Here is a 17,907-nt window from a genome sequence, read left to right as displayed (position 1 = left end):
GCAGCACCCATCGCCAACGCGGTCAGCGACGGATGTGCCACTGAGCATAGACGCCCTTCAGGGTTTGTTCCGCGATCGTTGCGCAGTGTCCTGCGCCGTGGACTCGCCACTGGCGGTGCCTTTTCCGGAGCTCTGCCGCTGTTTGGGATCGGTGGGACGCAGTGCGTCGTTGTCGCGTTCGGTTTCACCCGGCGGACGAGGTTCGTCAGGGTGTTCGCTATCAGGGACAGTGTTCATGTCGGGCCTCCTCAGGCTTCAGGGTCGTCGAGTTCCCGCGCAACGTTTACGGCGGGTGAGTCCTTGTGCAGGTCATCGGCCTTGGCTCTGAGGATCTGCCACTGCTCAAGATCGATGGCACCTTGACCAAGCAAATCGTCAGCAATGCGCCGCAGATCGAAGTAATGGGCATCCGGGGATTGTTGCCAGTACGTCTGATCGTCAAACATCTGCTGCCAGGTCGTCAGGTCTGGAGATTTCAGTTCCTCGCTCATGGATCGGATCCTCGGCCATGTTTCTCGGTAGAGGGAGCATCCTCGACAGAGTTCCACTCGATCCCTTCTCAGGCAAGGAGCGCGAAATCAGTACCCGGTCATCTCCAGATAGCCCTGCCCGCCCCGATTGCCGCTCAGGCGCACCGGCCCCTCCCAATACGGAATGCGCAGGTTCATCCAGGCGTCGGGGTTGATTGCATCAAGGGTGATCTGCAGTTTTTTTTGCGGAATGTCGATCGACCAGCGCACCGGCATCGAACGGCCGGCGACCTTCGCAGTGCCTTGCGGGGTCAGCTTGATCTGCTCGGCGTGCAGGGTTTCGGTCTGGCCATCGGCGGCAATCCACGTGCCGGTCAGGTACGGCGCCCCTTCCTTCTGGCGCATGCGGTAAAGCATGACGTGTTCGCCGCCGTCCAGATGCAGGGAGAACCAGTCCCACCCTGTCTGATTGGCGGTCAGCGGCTGGCTGCTCCATTCGCGGTCGAGCCAGGCCGGGCCGTTGACGGTGTAGGTCTGGCCGTCGATCTGCAGGGTGCCGCTGGCCTGGAAAAACGGCTGGCTGTAGTAATACGACGCCTGGCCCTGTTCGGATTTCTGGCTGAAGCCCTTGTCGCCCTGCAGCACCAACGGGCGGCTGGAGGTCAGGCGCAGTTGGTAGCTAAAATTTTTGTCCATTGCGCTGAGTTGCATGTCGCTCAGCGGATCGCTCGCCTGACTGACGAAACGCCAGTCATCGATCCACGCCTCGAACGGCGCCGCTTGCACCCCGGCCTGCCCGACGCCGCCACGGGCGTAACGCTCGGCGGCGTGATGGACGCTGGCCGAGGTCACTGCCGCGTGCCCGAGCCAGATCGTCTGGTTGGCCCAGCCCGGCTGCTGCGTCGAGGCGTTCAGGGCGCTGCGGAATAACGTCCACTGCACGCCGAAATCGTTGCCCTGCGCATCCTTGAGATTGGCCGTCACGTACCACCATTCGATACGAAAACCGTCATGGGCGCCGTGATCCGCCGGGAAGCTGAACACCCGTCCCGGCACCACCGGCGTAAACGCCTGTGCCTGAGCGCCCATGCCGGCGAAGCCCTTCTGCTCCGCTGTGGGGTTGTCGCAACCACCGAGCAACAACGCCAAAAACACCAGCGCAAACCTAGTCCTCATGAGCAAACGTCCTCAGCAAGTCCGCCGGTTGCGTGCGGTACAGCGAATACAGCGGCCACGCCGAGGCCATCAAGGTCGCCAGCAGCGCCAGCCCCATCAGTTGCAGCAACTGCCATGGAAACACCCGCAGCGGCAGACGCCAGCCAAAAGCCTGCACGTTGATCACAGCGTCCAGGCACCACGCCAGGCCGATGCCCAACGGCAAGGCCAACACCAGCGTCAGCAGCGCCAACAGCCACGTTTGCCCGAGATTGAGCAGCATCAACTGTCGTCGCGTCACGCCCAACGCCCACAACGGTGCGAGCTGGCCGAGACGGCTCTGGCTCTGGGTCAGCAGGCTGATGAACAGCGCCACGCCGGCGACGGCCAACGTCAGGCTATTCAGCGCGGCGGTCGCGGCGAAAGTGCGTTCGAAGACTTGCACCGACCAGCCCTTGAGCCGCGCCTGATCGACGATCCGGCTGTCATCGAGCTGGAAGCGCGCCTGCAAGGCCGTGAGCAGCGCCGGGATGTTCGGCGAGTCGATACGCAGGTTGAAGCGGTTCGGCGTCAGCTGCGGCCAGCCGCGCAACAGGTGATTGCTGTTGACCAGCACATGGCCCTTGGGATTGCCGTAGTCTGCGTAGATCCCAACGATGCGCGGCGTCCACGAGCCGCCCGGCGTGGGAATGGTCAGGTGATCGCCCCGCGTGACTTTCAAACGACGCGCCAATTGTTCGCTGAGCATCACCGCATCGTCCTTGGCCAACGCCGCCCACGGGTCGTCTCCTCGAGATTCGAGCAACGGCCAATGCTGGCGATAGTGCGGATGATCGATGATCCCGAACACATCCGCCGGCCAGCCTTGCAGCGTCACAGAGACCTGCCAGTTGGGCATGATCGCGGTGACGTTCGGTTGCTGTTTGAGCCAGGTGTACAGCTCCCGCGCCTGCGCCGGGTTGCTCGGGTTCAGATAAAGCTCGGCGGTGAGCCGTTGTTCGAGCCAGTCGTTGAAGGTCTGGCGGAAACCGGCGGTCATGCTGCCGGCGCCGATGTTCGCCGCCATCGCCAGCAGCAACGCCATCAACGCCAGGCTCAACGCCGGCAATTGTTGGCGGCAATCGGCGAGAAACCATTGCCCGAGCACCGAGCGGCTGCGCCCGAGCAAACCGTTGAGCAGCGCACTGAGCAACACCGGCAGCGCCAGCGCGGCGCCGAGCAACAGCCCCGCCATCAACACAAAACCGCTGGCCAGGCTGTTGCCCCACACCAGCGCGGCCAATGCAATCAATGCACACACGCCGGCTACCCAACCCTGACGCCGCAACCAGCTCGCATGTTGCTGATGCCAGGCCTGCGGATCCGCCACCGCCAATAACGGCAGACGCGCCGCCCGCAGCAAACTGTTGGCTCCGGCCAGCAATGCGCCAAGCAGACTCAAGCCGATGCCGCTGAACCACCACCACGGACTCAGACGCAACTGCCCCGCCACTTCCGCGCCGTACAGACCGCGCAGGCTGGCGGCGACATCCGGCAACAGCACGCTCGCCAGCCAGTAACCGCTGACTACGCCGAACAACCCGCCGATCAACGCCAGCGCGCCGAGCTCGACGATCAGGCAAGCGATCAGCATCCGCGCGCTGACCCCGCAGGCCCTCAAGGTGCGCAGCAGTCCCCGACGTTGCTCCAGCGCCAAACCGATAGCCGCGTGGACGATGAACAAACCGACAATGAACGAGAGAAACCCGAGCGCATCGAGGTTGAGGTGGAAGCTTTCGGTCAATCGCGCAAGGTTGTTTTCCTCGCCACTGCTCTTGAGCTGCAACTGGCCCTTGAACGCGGCCGGCACCTCGGCATAAAAATCCTTCGGCAGCAGCAGACGCGACAGTTGATCAGGCTGTTCGAGCACGCGCTGAGCGACGCCAATGTCCACCAACAGCACGCCGGGGGCCATGTCGGTTTGCGCCCGCAGCGGCGGCAGCGTCTGGCCGGATTCGGTGGTTGGCGTCGCGCCCTCGGCGAGGTTCAGCGCCCGCAAGGTTTCGGGAGAAATCCAGGTGCTGCCCGGCGGGCTGAAGAACTCGACGACGCGCTCGATCGGCATCGCCTGCCCGGCCACCGCGCTGTCACCGGGTAAAGACACCGGTTCGATACCCATCAACTGCAGGCGCTGGTTTTCGTGGCCCTTGAGACTCAGGCGTCCTTGCAGCATCGGCGACACCGGCCAACCCAGACGCCGCAGGTCAACGAACCATTGTTGCGGGAAGGTCGCGCCGTTCGGCGTGCTGAGGCTGGCCTGGGGTTCGCCGCCGATCAACTGGCTGGCCCGCGCGTAACTGTCCCGCGCCTGACTGTTGAGGGCTTCGACTCCGGTCAACAAGCTGGTGGCCAGCCACAACCCGGTCAGCACACTGAAAAACTGCACCGGATGGCGCCGCCAGTGACTGAGCAGCGCCGTCAGCGCGTGGCGGAAAACCTTCACGTCAACCGACCGCTGGACAGCACCACGCGCTCCGCCAGCCGCGCCGCCACGCGCTGACTGTGGGTGACCATCAGCAAGGTGGTGGGTGTGTCGTCGAGCAATTCCAGCAACAGTCGCAGGACTTCGTCGCTGGTGGCTTCGTCGAGGCTGCCGGTGGGCTCGTCGGCCAGCAGCAGTTTCGGTTGCGCGGCCAGCGCCCGACCGAGCGCAACCCGCTGTTGCTGGCCGCCGGAAAGTTGTTCGGGATAGCGCTTGAGCAATTCGCTCAGCCCCAGACGCTGCACCAGATGATGTTGCCAGCGAGGGTCATGCCGCCCGGCCAGTCGCGCCTGAAACGCCAGGTTGTCCTCGATCCGCAGGCTGCCGATCAGGTTGTACTGCTGGAACACCAGACCGATTTCGGTGCGCCGCCAGTTGGCCAGTTGCGCCTCGTTCATCCGGTCCAGCCGATGTTCGCCGCTGCTGATACTGCCGCTGTCGACTTTGTCGAGCCCGGCGATCAGGTGCAGCAGCGTGCTCTTGCCGCTGCCCGACTCGCCCATCAGCGCCAGGCTGCTGCCGGGCTTGAGCGTCAGGTCGATACCTTGCAACACCGGCAACGGGCCTTGTGGGGTGAGGTAGCTTTTGAAGACGTTGTGAACCTGGAGCATGCCGCCATCCGATCGATCCGTGTCGGCCAAGGATAGCGGATACCGGCGCGTTACTGACCCACCGCCACACTCGTCGGCGTTTCACCCGGCGTCACGATGCTGTTCAGGTCGATGTGTTTCCACTCGGGTTTGGCCCCCAGCCGCGCGTTGAAGCGGTAGTTGAAGGTGAATGCATCCGCCGTCGCCACGCTCAGCGGTTTGCCGTACACCGCTTCGATTCCCGGCAGGTCGTAGCCCATCAACTGCAACAGGGTCGGAAAAATGTTGTAGTGACTGGAGCGATCCTTGTTCACCGCCAGTTGCGCTGACCAGTCGAGCGTCTGCAACTGCTCGCCCTGAATCACCACCAGCGGCACCAGCCCTTCTTCTTCCACCGGATCGCCGCCGCAGTGGGTGTTCAGTCCCGGATTACCGCGTTCGTGCAGATCCTGACCGTGATCCGAGGTGTAGATCAGCAGCGCGTTGTTCAGATTGGCCTGGGCAAACACCCGCGCGAAGAACTCGCCGACATTCCACAGCACGGTGTTCTTGTAGGCATTGCGATACAGCAGCCAGTCATCCGGCTGGCCGTTGAAACCGGTGCGCTCGCCGGTGTCGGCGACTTCCGTGAACTGCCCGCGCGGCAAGGTCGGGCGGTAGGCCATGAAGGCGTCGGGGTATTTGTCGTGCACCGGGAAATGCGCGCCGACCTTGTTGATCAGCACCAGCTCCGGCTTGCCGTCGTTGAGCAGTTCGATCAGCTTGGCGGCGGCAGCCATGTCGCGGTCGCGCACGCTGGTCTGGTCGAATTGCACGAATTCGTCGATGTCCTTCTTCTCGGCATCGTTCATCAGGTTCTGCAGATTGCCGCCGGTGCGCTGAGCGTCGATGTAGACCGTGCGCAGGCCGGCCTTTTTCGCGTACTGCCAGATCGACGGCAGCGTGCTGTTGATCCGCATGTAGTCGGCGCGGGTGCCGCCGTAGCGAAGGGTGATGTTGGTGTCGGCGCTGCAATTGGCGATGGACGCCGCGTAGCCGTAATTGAAAATGTCGACGCCCGGGCGGGCCTGTTTGAGGTTGCTGTGCACGCCGAACGGCGCGTTGATGTCCAGGTAATTGCCGGAAATGCTTTCGTCGATGATCAGCACGATGTCGTGACCAACCGCCGGGCCATTGCGCGCCAGGGTCACCGGCTCACGCGGGCCGACGGTGTTGTGCAGCGCTTCGTAGCCGAACAGGTTCAGATAGGCCAGCGGCGTGTACATGATCGGCAACCCGCGAGCACCCTCGCCGGCGCGCACGAACAACACGGCGCTGAGCAGCAACACACCGCACAACGGCGCAGCGATCCGCAAGGCATTGGGCACCGGGACCGCGTGTCGTGGCTTCAGGCCAATCCCGAACAACAGCAGCAGGCCGTTGAGCAGCCCATGAATGATCGCCCCCCGATACTGATACGCCGCTTCCTGAATGAAGCCGCCGGAGTAAACCAGCGAGACAAAACTGCTATAGGTCAGGTAATCGGCGGTCACCCTCGTATAAACATCGAAGAACACCGCCGAAACAAACAGGGTTAATGCGAACAAATGCCGAATGAAAGTCTGACGTATATAGGCTGTTAGTAATAATGCGAAAGTCAGCGTCAAAAACATCGCGCCAAAAAGAAGTACTGCCAGACCAATACCCATCGCACTTAAGCGGTCAAGGTAATATTCGGAATAAAGCAATAGATAAATAATTAAAAGCAGTTCTTTCAGATATCGAAACATGGCGATTCCGGGTGTGTCCGACGAGGCATTGTCAAGGGTTTGTCGGTCAAAACCTGACACTAGCACCGGGCCATTAAAGCGCAAGAAATGTCGGACATTATCAAAAAGCGTCAAAAAACTGTTGACTCAAATCTGACACACCCAAGTCGTTAAAACCCTTGAATTTCGCGGCCTACGACCGTTTATCGTTTTCTTCGGAATGTGAAAAACCCGTCAAGAACGGGACAAATCCATCTACAGCAAGCACTTGATGGCCTTTCGCCCCCAAAAATGGGGGTGTTATACCCCTGCAACATGTCATTTTGCTGACACGCTTTCCCCACGCTGCGCTATACCCCTTTTGACAGTTCCATTTTCGATCTTCCATCACCGTCTTACGAGGCACGCCAATATGGACGTGAGCGTATTTGGTACGGGCTATGTTGGCCTGATACAAGCAGCCGCACTTGCCGATGTTGGACATCGCGTATTGTGCGTCGATATTGACCCGAACAAGATTAAACAACTGCAACAGGCAGTACCGCCTATTAGCGAGCCGGGTCTTTCGGCAACTTTGGAAGAAAATATCAAGGCCGGGCGTTTGTTGTTCAGCACCCAGGCCAGCGATGCGGTGGAACATGCCGGGCTGATCTTCATCGCCGTGGGCACGCCGGCCGACGAAGACGGCTCCGCCGACCTCAGCCATGTGCTCAACGTGGCGCGGCAGATCGCCAGTTTCATGGAAGACGATCGCACGCTGATCATCAAATCCACGGTGCCGGTCGGCACGGCGGATCAGGTGCTGCACACCGCTGAAGAAGAACTGCAGCGGCGCGGCAAAAATGGTCTGGCGGTGCGAGTAGTGTCCAACCCGGAATTTCTCAAGGAAGGCAGCGCCCTCGCCGACTGCATGCGCCCGGACCGGATCATCGTCGGCACCCGCGACGAACTGGCCCGCGAACAGATGAGCGAGCTGTACGCGCCGTTCTGCCGCAACCACGAAAAACTGATGTTCATGGACAACCGCAGCGCCGAGCTGACCAAGTACGCGGCCAACGCGATGCTCGCCACCCGCATCAGCTTCATGAACGAGCTGGCCAACCTCACCGAACTGCTCGGCGCCGACATCGAAGCGGTGCGCAAGGGTATCGGCTCCGACCCGCGCATCGGCTATCACTTCATCTACCCGGGCTGCGGCTTCGGTGGCTCGTGCTTTCCCAAGGACCTGCGCGCCCTGCTGCACACCGCTGAACACAACGGCATGCCGCTGAAACTGCTGCGCAGCGTCACCGACGTCAACGACGCGCAACGGCACATCCTGTTCAGCAAACTCAGGGCGCAATTTCCTCAAGGCCTGGCCGGCAAGTCCATCGCGATCTGGGGCCTGGCGTTCAAGCCGAATACCGATGACATGCGTGAAGCCCCGAGTCGTTACCTGATGGAAGCGCTGTGGGCCGAAGGCGCCAGCGTGCAGGCCTATGATCCGGAAGCGATGTCCGAGTGCCGTCGCCTTTACGGTTACCGCAATGACCTGCACCTGTGCGCCACCCGCGACGACACCCTGGAGGATGCCGACGCACTGGTGATTTGCACCGAGTGGAAGAATTTCCGCGTGGTGGATTTCGAGCTGCTGGCCAGCAAGCTGCGTTCCAAAGTCATCATCGACGGACGCAACCTCTACAACCCGGAACAAGTGGCAGCCGCCGGCCTGCACTACAGCGGCATCGGTCTGCGCCACATCGCGCCTGACGGGTTGCGGCCATGAAAATCCTCGTCACCGGTGCGGCCGGGTTCATTGGTGCTCATTGCGTGCTGCGACTGGTGCGCGACGGGCATCAGGTGATCGGCCTGGACAATTTCAACGGTTACTACGATCCGCAGCTCAAGCACGATCGGGTGGACTGGGTGCGCGGACAGGTCGGGGACTTCCCGTTCGCCACGATTGATCTGGCAGACGCGTCGGCGCTTGAAGCACTGTTCAGCAGTGAACGACCACAAGTGGTGGTGCACCTCGCGGCGCAGGCCGGGGTGCGCTATTCGCTGGAAAATCCACGGGCCTATCTGGACAGCAACCTCGACGGTTTCCTGAACATTCTGGAGTGCTGCCGCCGGCACCCGGTCGAGCACCTGGTCTATGCCTCGTCCAGTTCGGTGTACGGCGCCAATCAGCGCACGCCCTACTCGGTACAGGACGGCGTCAATCACCCGCTGTCGCTGTACGCCGCGACCAAGAAAGCCAATGAATTGATGGCGCACAGCTACAGCCACCTGTTCGGCATTGCCTGCACCGGGCTGCGGTTTTTCACGGTGTACGGGCCCTGGGGCCGGCCGGACATGTCGCCGATCCAGTTCGCCAAGGCCATCAGCGAAGGCTCGCCGTTGAAGCTGTTCAACTACGGCGAGCATCAGCGCGATTTCACCTACATCGACGACATCACCGAAAGCATCGCACGCCTGATCGAGCGGGCGCCCCGGGCCAATCCCGAGTGGAACCGCGAGCAACCCGACCCGGCCAGCAGCATGGCGCCATGGCGCTTGTTCAACATCGGCGGCCAGCACCCGGTGGCGCTGAAAACCTACCTCGCCCTACTGGAAAAACACCTCGGTCAGAAAGCCGTGGTCGAGCTGCTGCCGCTGCAACCGGGCGACGTACTCAATACCTGCGCCGAGGCCAGCGATCTGGCCCAGGCCACCGGGTTCCAGCCCCGGATAGAGCTGGATGAGGGACTTCGGCGGTTCATCGCCTGGTTCCGCGATTACTACCCCACTGCCTATCGCCCACGCGCCGCTCGCGGCTGAACATCAGCGGAGGACTCCATGACTGGACATGAGAAAGGTGTACCGATGCAACAATTGGTCCGTGATAAACGCATGGATCCGGAACAGCGAATGCGCCTGGACGCGGCCATCCACCGCCAGGGCCAGGGCTGGATGACCGGTCGCGACGGCGGTCGCCCATGGCAGCTGTCGCGCACCAATCGGGTGGTCGCCTGTCTCGGCGCACTGATGATTCTGCTGATGATTTCGCCGCTGCTGATCGGTCTGGCGCTGGCCATCAAATTCACCAGCAAGGGCCCGGTGATGTTCGTGCAAAAACGCACCGGTTATCGCGGGCGCAAATTTGGCATGTACAAGTTCCGGACCATGGTCGCCAACGCCGAAGAGCTCAAGGAGTCACTGCGCCACCTGAACAAGCACGGTGCCGACGCCATCGACTTCAAGATCGACCAGGACCCGCGCATCACCGGGATCGGCGGTTTTTTGCGGCGTACCAGCCTCGATGAACTGCCCAACCTGATCAACGTGGTGACCGGCGACATGCGCCTGGTCGGCCCTCGCCCGACCTCGTTCAACGCCTATCGCTACAAGGACAGTCACCTCGCACGTCTGGCGATCTACCCCGGCATGACCGGTCTGTGGCAGATCTCCGGACGCAGCAATATCGACTTCGACCAGCGCGTTGAGTTGGACCTCAGCTACATCGCCGAGCAGAGCCTTCTGCTTGATCTGAAGATTCTGTTGAAAACCCCCTTCAAAGTATTCAGCGGCCACGGAGCAAGCTAATGGACGGTTCAACCAACAAAAGCCTCAGCATTGCCAGCCCCAGCGAGTCGAACCTGACTTCAACCGTGCTGGACCTGGATCTGCGGATCCTGTTCCTGACCGCCGCCAACCCCGGCGCCGGCACCACCACCAGCGCCCTGGCGCTGGCCAGTCAACTGGCGCAGATGAGCAGCGGCCAGGTGCTGTACGTCGACGCCAGCCAGTCGGCGAGCAACCTGACCCAGCAACTGAACCTGAGCAAGGAGCGCGGCCTGCGCGACCTGCTGTTCAACCCGGACAACCCGCCGCTGCTGCAGGACTGCGTGGTGCAGGTGTCGAGCCTGCCGTTTCATGTGCTGCCCAATGGCCGGCCGATCCGCACTACTGAACACCTGACTGCCGAGCGTCTGAGCCCGCTGCTGGATCAACTGGGCGCTCAGTACCGCTTTGTGGTGATCGATGGCGACGCGGTGTATTCGGCCGCCGACACGTTGGTCATCAGCACCCAGGTCGACGGTGTGGTGTTCGTGGTACGTGCCGAAGACACCCGCTGGGAAGTTGCCCAGGCAGCCGTGCAACGGTTGACCCAGGCCGGGGCCAAAGTGGTCGGCAGCGTGTTCAACCGACGCAAGTACTACATGCCTAAATGGCTCTACAAAAACCTGTAAGCAACCGCAAAGGATGACGCCATGAACGCCAGGATTCTTGTGCTGCTGATGCTGCCGCTTGCAGGCTGCTCGAGCACCTCCGAAACCCAGAACATGCCGGTGAACATTCTCACCGCCACCCCGGCCAACGCCCAGGCCACCGACATGCCGAAGGTCGAGCAGACCCTGCGCCCGCAGGATGTGCTGGACGTGATCTTCCACATCAGCACCAGCGGCTCGGACGCTTACCGCGTGCAGTCGGGTGACCAGATCGGCCTGAACTTCACCGCCGCCAGCCAGCTCAACGGCAATCAACTGGTGCTGCCGGATGGCACCATCGAACTGCCGGGCGCCAACACGTCGGTGAAAATCGCCGGGCTGACCAGCGAAGAAGCGCGCCAGGAAATCCAGCGCGCCTACCAGCGCAAGCAGCTGTTCCAGCCCAACCGCAATCAGTTGACGGTGCAGATCATCAGCCCGCTGACCAACGAACAGAACCTGAAAAGCGCCCTCAACCACCCGGCCACCGGCATGAGCCGCGAGATCACCGTCGGCACCGACGGCTACGCCAGCTTCCCGGAAATCGGCGCCGTGCCACTGCAAGGCATGACCGTCAACCAGCTCGAAGCGTTCCTCAACAAGAAGTACGCGCAACTGCCGGGCCGCATGACCGTGGACGTGCTGCTCAAGTCCACCGCCGGCAACGAAATCTATGTGCTGGGTGAGGTCGGCCAGCCGGGTTCCTACCCGATCCGCCGGCCGGTGTCGGTGCTGGAGGCGCTGACCCTGGCGCGCGGCACCAACGTCAAGGCGCGGCTGGATTCGGTGGTGATCATGCGCCGCAACGGCAATCAGGTGCAGGCCGTGCGCTACGACGTCGAGAAAGCATTGTCGGGCGAGGCGCCGCAGATCGCCTACCTGCAACCGGACGACATGCTGTACGTGCCGAAAACCAAACTGGCCAGCGCCGGCGAACTCGCCCGGCAACTGGCCGACGTGGTGCTGTTCCAGGGCGTGGGCTTCAGCTTCGGCTATCGCGTCGACAACAAAGACAGCAACAACAACTGACTCTCAGGTGACCGATCATGAATCCAAAGGAAAACTACCTGCATGAGTTCTTCAGGATCTTCTTCGCCAACAAGCAGTTGGTGAAACGAGTGTTCCTGATCTTCGCAGTGATCGCGCTGGTGCTGCCGCTGCTGCTCAAACAGAGCTTCGATATCACCGCTCAGGTGATCGTGCAGTCGAAAAAACTGTCGCAGGGCGACGCCACCACGTCGCTGACTGTGGACAACGCCACCTTCATCCCGCCATCGCTGGCGGACATGGAAACCGAGAGCAACATCCTGCGTTCGCCGGCGTTGATCCGTCAGACCATCAGCGAACTGCGTGACAAGGGCGAATACACCCCGTCGCCCGGGATGTTCAACAAGCTGGTGAGCGAGCCGTTCAAGCGTTACATCAGCTCGCCGCTGCGCCAGTACGTGATCAACCCGGTGCGTAACGCCCTGGGGCTTGAGACCGATCCGGTGCGCGACACTGCGCTGGATGCGCTGACCCAGCAAGCCATCGACAGCCTGAAGATCGAAACCCTGCCTGGCTCCAACGTGATCTCGATCGTCTACAGCTTCCCCGACCCGCATCAAGGCACGACCTTCGTCTCTGCCCTGCTGCAAAACTATCTGGTGAGCCGTCAGGCGCTGCAATCGATCGATCTGCCGCAGTCCTTCTACGAAACCAAGAAGCATCTCTATCAGGTGCGCCTCGATGGACTGGAAGGCAATCGCCAGGCGTTGCTGGAAAGTGTCGGCGCGTCGGATCCGAAGGAGGAAATCACCTTCCGCCTGAACGCGATCAACACCGAAGAGCAGGCGCTGAACCTGTACCGCGACCGCCTGCTGCAGAGCCAGCGCTGGCTCGAATACCTCAAGACCGCGCTGGCCGCTGCCAGTAACAGCAAACTCAACGACTACACCTTCCCCTACACCTTCACCACCACCGTCGACAACGTGGCGTTCGAGGATCGGGAAATCAAACAGATGGGCGAGCAACTGACCACCCAGGTCAGCCGCTACATGAACGATCTGGCGGTGTTCCAGCCCGGCAGCGAACCGATGTTGCTGACCCGCGAGCAAATTGCCCGTACCCGCCAGCAGTTCCTCAAGGTGGTGAGCAACCGTATCCAGGAACGCACCAATGATCTGGCGGTGGTTCAGCAGGTGATCGATCAGAAAACCGCGCGCATCGCCGAGTTCAAGAACCGCATCCACGAGCTGCAGCAAACCCAGAGCAAGCTGCGGCAGATGGACACCGAAATCGATGCCCTGCACGCCGCGTTCTCGACCTACGCCCAGCGTTTTGCTGAAAGCAGCACCACCCGCTCGCTGAGCGATGACCTGTCCAACGCCCGGGTGTTGAGCCCGCCGTTCGAGCCGACCGAAGCGGCGTTCCCCAAACCGATGCTGATCATTCCGTTCGGGTTGTTCACCGGTCTGCTGCTGGCGATTGCACTGGTCTACGTGCGTGAGTTCTTCGACCACCGCTTCAAACACCCGGCGCAAATCAGCCACGAGCTGGGCCTGCCGGTGCTGCTGGTGATCAACGACCAGAACGCGCAGCCGAGCAACCCGCACAAGAACTGGACCGTGCCGAGCTTTGTGCACTGGGTGCGCAATTGAACACGTCCTCTACCCCGAACGCCGCCCTGCCGATCATGCATTTGCTCAGCAGCGGTGGCTTCTACGGGGCCGAGCGGATGTTGCTCGATCATTGCCTGGCGACGCCGGGGCAGCACCAGGTGCTGTTCCTCGATGCGCCGCCGGAACTGATCGCGCGCTTTCGCGAGGCCGGTGTCGACGCACAAGGCTGCGCAGGGCTGGCTGCCCTGCTGCGGCACTTGCGTCAGCGCCGGAGCGAGCGTCCGTTGATCAATACCCACAACTTCAAGGGGCTGTTGTTCGGTTGGGTCGGCGCCACGCTGTTGCGCCTGCCGCTGGTGATCACCCAACACGGTTTCACCCCGCGCAGCCGCAAGCAGAAGTTCTACACCTGGCTGAGCCTGCAACTGTGCCGCACAGCGTCGGTGGATCGGGTGGTGTGCGTCGCCGAAAGCATCGCGGTGCTGCACCGTCAGGCCAGCGTGCGTGCGGAGAAGTTGCAAGTGATCCCCAACGGATTGCCGGCGGCGGCCGCCTTTCCTTGCGACGCGCCAGGACCCCGCTGGCTAGCCGGTTACGTCGGACGTTTGAGCAGTGAGAAAGGCCCGGATCTGTTTCTCGACGCACTGATCCCGCTGTGTCATCAGCACCCGCAACTCGACGCGGTGATGCTCGGCGACGGCCCGGAACGCGAAGACTTGCAGGCGCGGATCGACGCCGCCGGTTTGCAGCAGCGTATCCGGCTGCCGGGTTACCAGACCGACATGCGCCCCTGGTGGCAACAACTGGATGCGCTGGTGATCAGCTCGCGCACCGAAGGCACGCCAATGATTCTGCTGGAAGCGATGCAGGCCGGGGTGCCGGTGGTGGCATTCGGCGTCGGCGGAATTCCCGATGTGCTGGAGCACCGCCACAACGGCTTGCTCGCCGCCCCCACCGACAGCGCCGCCCTCGCCCGTCAGCTCGACACCTTGCTGTCCGAGCCCGGACTGGCACGGCAACTGCGCGATAACGCAAAACGCACGCAACAGGACCGCTACGACCTCAAGGCCCTCGCCGAACGCTGGTCGCAGCTGTACATCCGCACGGCACGGGAGGCACGCGCATGATTTTCCCGCTCTCGATCGTCAGTCTGTTGGGCCTGGCCTGCATTGCTCTGCTGGCCAGTCCCTGGCCCTACCTCGCGCCGGGTGCAGTGCTCGGGCTGGTGGGGTTCGCGGTGTTGTACCGCAAACCGACCTGGGGCCTGCTCGGCATTGCCGCCCTGGTACCGTTCGAGGGTTTCTTCAAGGACAGTTCGCTGTCCGGCAGCAAACTGATCGGTGCTTCGCTGGCCCTGATCCTGATGCTACAACTGGCGATGCACCAGATCCCTTCGGATCGCCTGCGCAGCAATATCTGGCGCTTTCTGATCGCCTTCATGGTTCTGTACTTTCTGAGCCTGCTCAACACCGATGACATGGGCATGTCGCTCGGCCACCTGCGGGAAATCAGCGTCGGCCTGATTCTGTTTGTCATCACCCTGCTGATCGGCCGCGAGTTGAACCTCGACCTGTTCGCCCGGCTGGTGACCCTGGCGGTCAGCACGACCTGCGCCATGGCCATGTTCTCCACCAAATTCCAGGATCAGGGCCGCGCCGCCGGCCTGCTCGAAGACCCCAACGCTTTCGCCCTGCTCATCGCGTTCGCCATTCCGCTGGGGCTGCTGCTGGTGATTCGCAGCCCGAACCTGTTGCATCGGCTGTTCTGGGGCGGTTGCTGCCTGCTGTTGCTCGGCGGCATGACCAAGACCGAATCGCGTTCCGGGCTGGTGGTGCTGGCCTTGAGTCTGGTGATCGGTTGCTGGCACTACCGCGCGCAACTGGCGCGGATTCGTCCACGTCACCTCGGTTTTGCCATGCTCGGTGCGGCGATCGTGATTCCGCTGGCGATCTATGCGATGCCTGCCGGTTACATCGCCCGTATCCAGTCGCTCAGCGTGTTGAGCGCCGGCGCCAAGGGCCACAACGATGAATCCCTCGGTCGCCGCGCCTCGTACATCGTGGTCGGCGGCCAGATGATCCGCGAGAACCCGCTGCTCGGCTCCGGCCCCGGCACCTTCCCGCTGCACTACGCCACCACCGGTTACGCCAAGGCGTTTTCCGCCAACCGCAAGATCGGCGACCTGTACCGCCGGGCGCACAACACCTACCTTGAAATCTTCAGCGAACTGGGGGTTCCCGCCGGCCTGATGTTCGTCGGCATGCTCGCGCTCGGCCTGTACAACCTGATGCGCGCACGCAAGGAATGGATGCTGCGGCGCAACTGGCAACAGGCAGATCTGATGACCCACCTGGGGGTGAGTTTTCTGTCGCTGACGCTGTTCCTGATGTTCCTCAGCGCGCCGAACCAGAAATACCTGTGGATCATGCTCGCCATGACCAGCGTCTTGCGCCTGAAAGCCGAGCAGGCACCGCTGACGGAGAGCAGGACATGAGCCGGATCAGTATCGTCATTCCGATGTACAACGAGGCCCGGCACATTGGCCGCACCCTGCTGGCCGCGCAGAAAGCCGCCCACGCCGCGGATGTCGAATGCGAGCTGATCGTGGTCGACAACGGCTCCAGCGACGACGGACCGCAGATCGCCCGGCAGTTCGGCGCCCATGTGCTGGTGATGCCAGGCCTGCTGATCGGTGCGCTGCGCAATCGCGGTACGGCCATTGCCACCGGGGAATGGCTGGCGTTCATCGATGCCGACATCGAAATGCCGGAAGACTGGCTGCGCCCATTGTTCGACATCGAAGCCAGCGGCCAGGCCGATGTCTTCGGTCTCGACCTGCATACCCCCGCCGCCGCGCCGTGGTACGCCGCTGCCTGGCAGCGCCGGACCTTGCGCCCGACCACCCACACCAGCCATATCGTCGACTGGCTGCCCAGCGCCAACCTGTTGATGCGCCGGCGCTGGTTCGACAAGGTCGGCGGTTTCAACGAAACCCTGCGCACCGGCGAGGACAAGGAGTTCACCTTGCGCCTGCGCGAGCACGGCGCGCGGCTGCTGTCGATCAATGAAAGTGTGGCCCTGCACTGGGGCTACGAAATGAACTGGCGCGAGTGGATGGGCAAGGAACTGTGGCGCCAGGGCAGTCACCTGCAACTGCTGCGCAGCCATGGTTTCAGCCTGCGCCTGTTGCGGTTTCCGATGCTGTCGATCTTCGTCTGGATTCTCGATTTCCTGGCGATTTCCGCGCTGCTCGACGGTTTCCCCCATCACGCCGCGATCATGGTGATGCTCACGCTGGTGCCGGGGCTGGTGCTCAGCGTGCGTCAGAGCGCCAAGCACCACAATGTCTGCCTGACCCTGCAACTGTGGGGTCTGCACTGGGTGCGCCTGCACCTGGCGGGCGCGGCGTTCATTCTCAGTCTGTGTCATTGGAACGCCAGGAGGCCTGCCCGTGGCTGAATTCATTTTCTGGATGTGCCTGCTGCTGCCGGCGTACGCCTATGTCGGCTATCCACTGCTGCTGACGCTGCTGGCGCCGCTGTTCCCGGCGTGGCGCCACAGCCCGGCCCCGCCGCTGAACGTCAGCATCGTCATCGCCGCCCACAACGAAGCGCGGCACATCGAACACAAGCTGCGCTCGCTGCTGTCCCAGGATTATCAGCCGGCGACCCTGCAAATCATTCTGGCCAGCGACGGTTCCACCGACGCCACCGTGGCCTGCGCACACAAGGTCGTCGATCCGCGAATCACCGTGCTCGACCTGCCCCGCCAAGGCAAAGCCGCCACGCTGAATGCCGGCGCGGCCCTGGCCACGGGCGACATTCTGGTGTTCACCGATGCCGACAACCAATGGTCGCGGGAAACCCTCGGCTACCTGCTGGCGCCCCTGAGCGACCCACAGGTCGGCGCCTGCGCCGGACACATGGTGATTCCGGTCACCGGCGGTGGCTTGAGCATCGGCGACAGCCTTTATCGGCACTACGAGGGCTGGTTGCGCCGGGTCGAGAACCGTACCGGCTGCATGGTCTCCGCCGACGGCGCCCTGCTCGCCCTGCGCCGCGAACTGTTCGAGAACGTGCCGGCCGAGGTCAATGACGACTTTTTCATCAGCACCTGCGCGCCAGTGAAATTCAAACGCATCGTCTACGTGCCCGAAGCGCAAGTGATCGACCACGGCGTCGACGAAGCGGACAAGCAATTCCGCCGGCGCCAGCGGGTCACGGTCGGCGGCCTGCAAAGCCTGGCGCAACGCAGTGAACTGCTGAATCCGTTCAAGCATGGGCTGTATTCGATTGCGTTGATCAGCCACAAGCTGATCCGCCGTCTGGCGCCGATCCTGTTGCTGCCGCTGCTGCTGAGCAATTTCTGGCTGTGGGAAGACCACGGTTTCTATCGCCTGAGCCTGATCGCGCAACTGATCGGCTACGCCATTGCGATTGCCGGTCTGCTGGATTCGCAGCACCGCTTGCCCAAGCCGTTCCGCCTCGCGGCGTTCCTGCTGGTGACACTGGCGGGCATGAGCACCGGCCTGTGGCAGTTCCTGCGCGGCCAGCGTTATGCCCAGTGGAACCCTGACCAAAACCGTTGAGAGGGA

The 17,907-nt window shown here is 62.4% G+C and carries 16 protein-coding genes; 10 read left to right on the top strand and 6 right to left on the bottom strand.

The annotated features are described in order from the left end of the window. Positions 1 to 57: 57 nt before the first annotated feature. From ACTJK7_RS03900 to ACTJK7_RS03875, 6 genes are all read right to left on the bottom strand, one after another. Positions 58 to 237: a hypothetical protein gene (locus ACTJK7_RS03900; protein ID WP_064378946.1), complete on the bottom strand. Its 180-nt coding sequence runs from the start codon at positions 235 to 237 to the stop codon at positions 58 to 60. A gap of 11 nt (positions 238 to 248) precedes the next feature. Next, on the bottom strand, positions 249 to 491 hold the full coding sequence (locus tag ACTJK7_RS03895; RefSeq protein ID WP_323151244.1) for a hypothetical protein: 243 nt from the start codon (positions 489 to 491) through the stop codon (positions 249 to 251). Between the two features lie 87 nt (positions 492 to 578). Continuing rightward, positions 579 to 1,646: a lipocalin-like domain-containing protein gene (locus ACTJK7_RS03890; RefSeq protein WP_440781000.1), complete on the bottom strand. Its 1,068-nt coding sequence runs from the start codon at positions 1,644 to 1,646 to the stop codon at positions 579 to 581. Next, complete coding sequence (locus ACTJK7_RS03885; protein ID WP_440781001.1) at positions 1,636 to 4,107, bottom strand: FtsX-like permease family protein; 2,472 nt, start codon at positions 4,105 to 4,107, stop codon at positions 1,636 to 1,638. Before ACTJK7_RS03885 ends, ACTJK7_RS03890 begins: the two co-directional genes overlap by 11 nt. Beyond that, a complete protein-coding gene (locus tag ACTJK7_RS03880; protein WP_108560932.1) occupies positions 4,104 to 4,757 on the bottom strand; it encodes an ABC transporter ATP-binding protein in 654 nt (217 codons plus the stop codon). Before ACTJK7_RS03880 ends, ACTJK7_RS03885 begins: the two co-directional genes overlap by 4 nt. A gap of 50 nt (positions 4,758 to 4,807) precedes the next feature. Next, positions 4,808 to 6,505 (bottom strand): sulfatase-like hydrolase/transferase, encoded by a 1,698-nt coding sequence (locus ACTJK7_RS03875; protein WP_108560929.1) that lies wholly within the window; start codon positions 6,503 to 6,505, stop codon positions 4,808 to 4,810. Between the two features lie 391 nt (positions 6,506 to 6,896). On the opposite strand from ACTJK7_RS03875, the gene ACTJK7_RS03870 reads away from it, so the two are divergent. From ACTJK7_RS03870 to ACTJK7_RS03825, 10 genes are read left to right on the top strand one after another with little or no spacing between them, the layout of a single operon-like run. Then, positions 6,897 to 8,249 carry a UDP-glucose dehydrogenase family protein gene (locus ACTJK7_RS03870; protein ID WP_108560926.1) on the top strand — a complete coding sequence of 451 codons (1,353 nt, stop codon included), beginning with the start codon at positions 6,897 to 6,899 and terminating at the stop codon, positions 8,247 to 8,249. Then, positions 8,246 to 9,283 carry an NAD-dependent epimerase gene (locus ACTJK7_RS03865; protein WP_108560923.1) on the top strand — a complete coding sequence of 346 codons (1,038 nt, stop codon included), beginning with the start codon at positions 8,246 to 8,248 and terminating at the stop codon, positions 9,281 to 9,283. Before ACTJK7_RS03870 ends, ACTJK7_RS03865 begins: the two co-directional genes overlap by 4 nt. 18 nt (positions 9,284 to 9,301) lie before the next feature. Further along, a complete protein-coding gene (locus tag ACTJK7_RS03860) occupies positions 9,302 to 10,048 on the top strand; it encodes a sugar transferase (RefSeq protein ID WP_064378939.1) in 747 nt (248 codons plus the stop codon). Continuing rightward, on the top strand, positions 10,048 to 10,695 hold the full coding sequence (locus ACTJK7_RS03855; RefSeq protein ID WP_011333467.1) for a CpsD/CapB family tyrosine-protein kinase: 648 nt from the start codon (positions 10,048 to 10,050) through the stop codon (positions 10,693 to 10,695). The genes ACTJK7_RS03860 and ACTJK7_RS03855 overlap by 1 nt, the downstream gene beginning before the upstream one ends. A 21-nt stretch (positions 10,696 to 10,716) precedes the next feature. After that, positions 10,717 to 11,742: a polysaccharide biosynthesis/export family protein gene (locus tag ACTJK7_RS03850; protein WP_064378938.1), complete on the top strand. Its 1,026-nt coding sequence runs from the start codon at positions 10,717 to 10,719 to the stop codon at positions 11,740 to 11,742. Between the two features lie 17 nt (positions 11,743 to 11,759). Then, complete coding sequence (locus ACTJK7_RS03845; RefSeq protein WP_108560917.1) at positions 11,760 to 13,352, top strand: GumC family protein; 1,593 nt, start codon at positions 11,760 to 11,762, stop codon at positions 13,350 to 13,352. A 35-nt stretch (positions 13,353 to 13,387) separates the two neighbouring features. Then, on the top strand, positions 13,388 to 14,440 hold the full coding sequence (locus ACTJK7_RS03840; RefSeq protein ID WP_419791771.1) for a glycosyltransferase family 4 protein: 1,053 nt from the start codon (positions 13,388 to 13,390) through the stop codon (positions 14,438 to 14,440). Next, the gene (locus ACTJK7_RS03835) at positions 14,437 to 15,807 is read left to right on the top strand and encodes an O-antigen ligase family protein (RefSeq protein ID WP_011333463.1); all 1,371 of its coding nucleotides are present in this window, start codon (positions 14,437 to 14,439) and stop codon (positions 15,805 to 15,807) included. Before ACTJK7_RS03840 ends, ACTJK7_RS03835 begins: the two co-directional genes overlap by 4 nt. Continuing rightward, positions 15,804 to 16,772: a glycosyltransferase gene (locus ACTJK7_RS03830; protein WP_108560911.1), complete on the top strand. Its 969-nt coding sequence runs from the start codon at positions 15,804 to 15,806 to the stop codon at positions 16,770 to 16,772. The genes ACTJK7_RS03835 and ACTJK7_RS03830 overlap by 4 nt, the downstream gene beginning before the upstream one ends. After that, a complete protein-coding gene (locus tag ACTJK7_RS03825; protein ID WP_108560908.1) occupies positions 16,765 to 17,901 on the top strand; it encodes a glycosyltransferase in 1,137 nt (378 codons plus the stop codon). The genes ACTJK7_RS03830 and ACTJK7_RS03825 overlap by 8 nt, the downstream gene beginning before the upstream one ends. Positions 17,902 to 17,907: the final 6 nt, after the last annotated feature.

Source organism: Pseudomonas sp. 22085, assembly GCF_052045815.1.
Taxonomy (GTDB): domain Bacteria; phylum Pseudomonadota; class Gammaproteobacteria; order Pseudomonadales; family Pseudomonadaceae; genus Aquipseudomonas; species Aquipseudomonas glycinae.
This window is presented reverse-complemented; position numbering and strand designations above follow the sequence as displayed.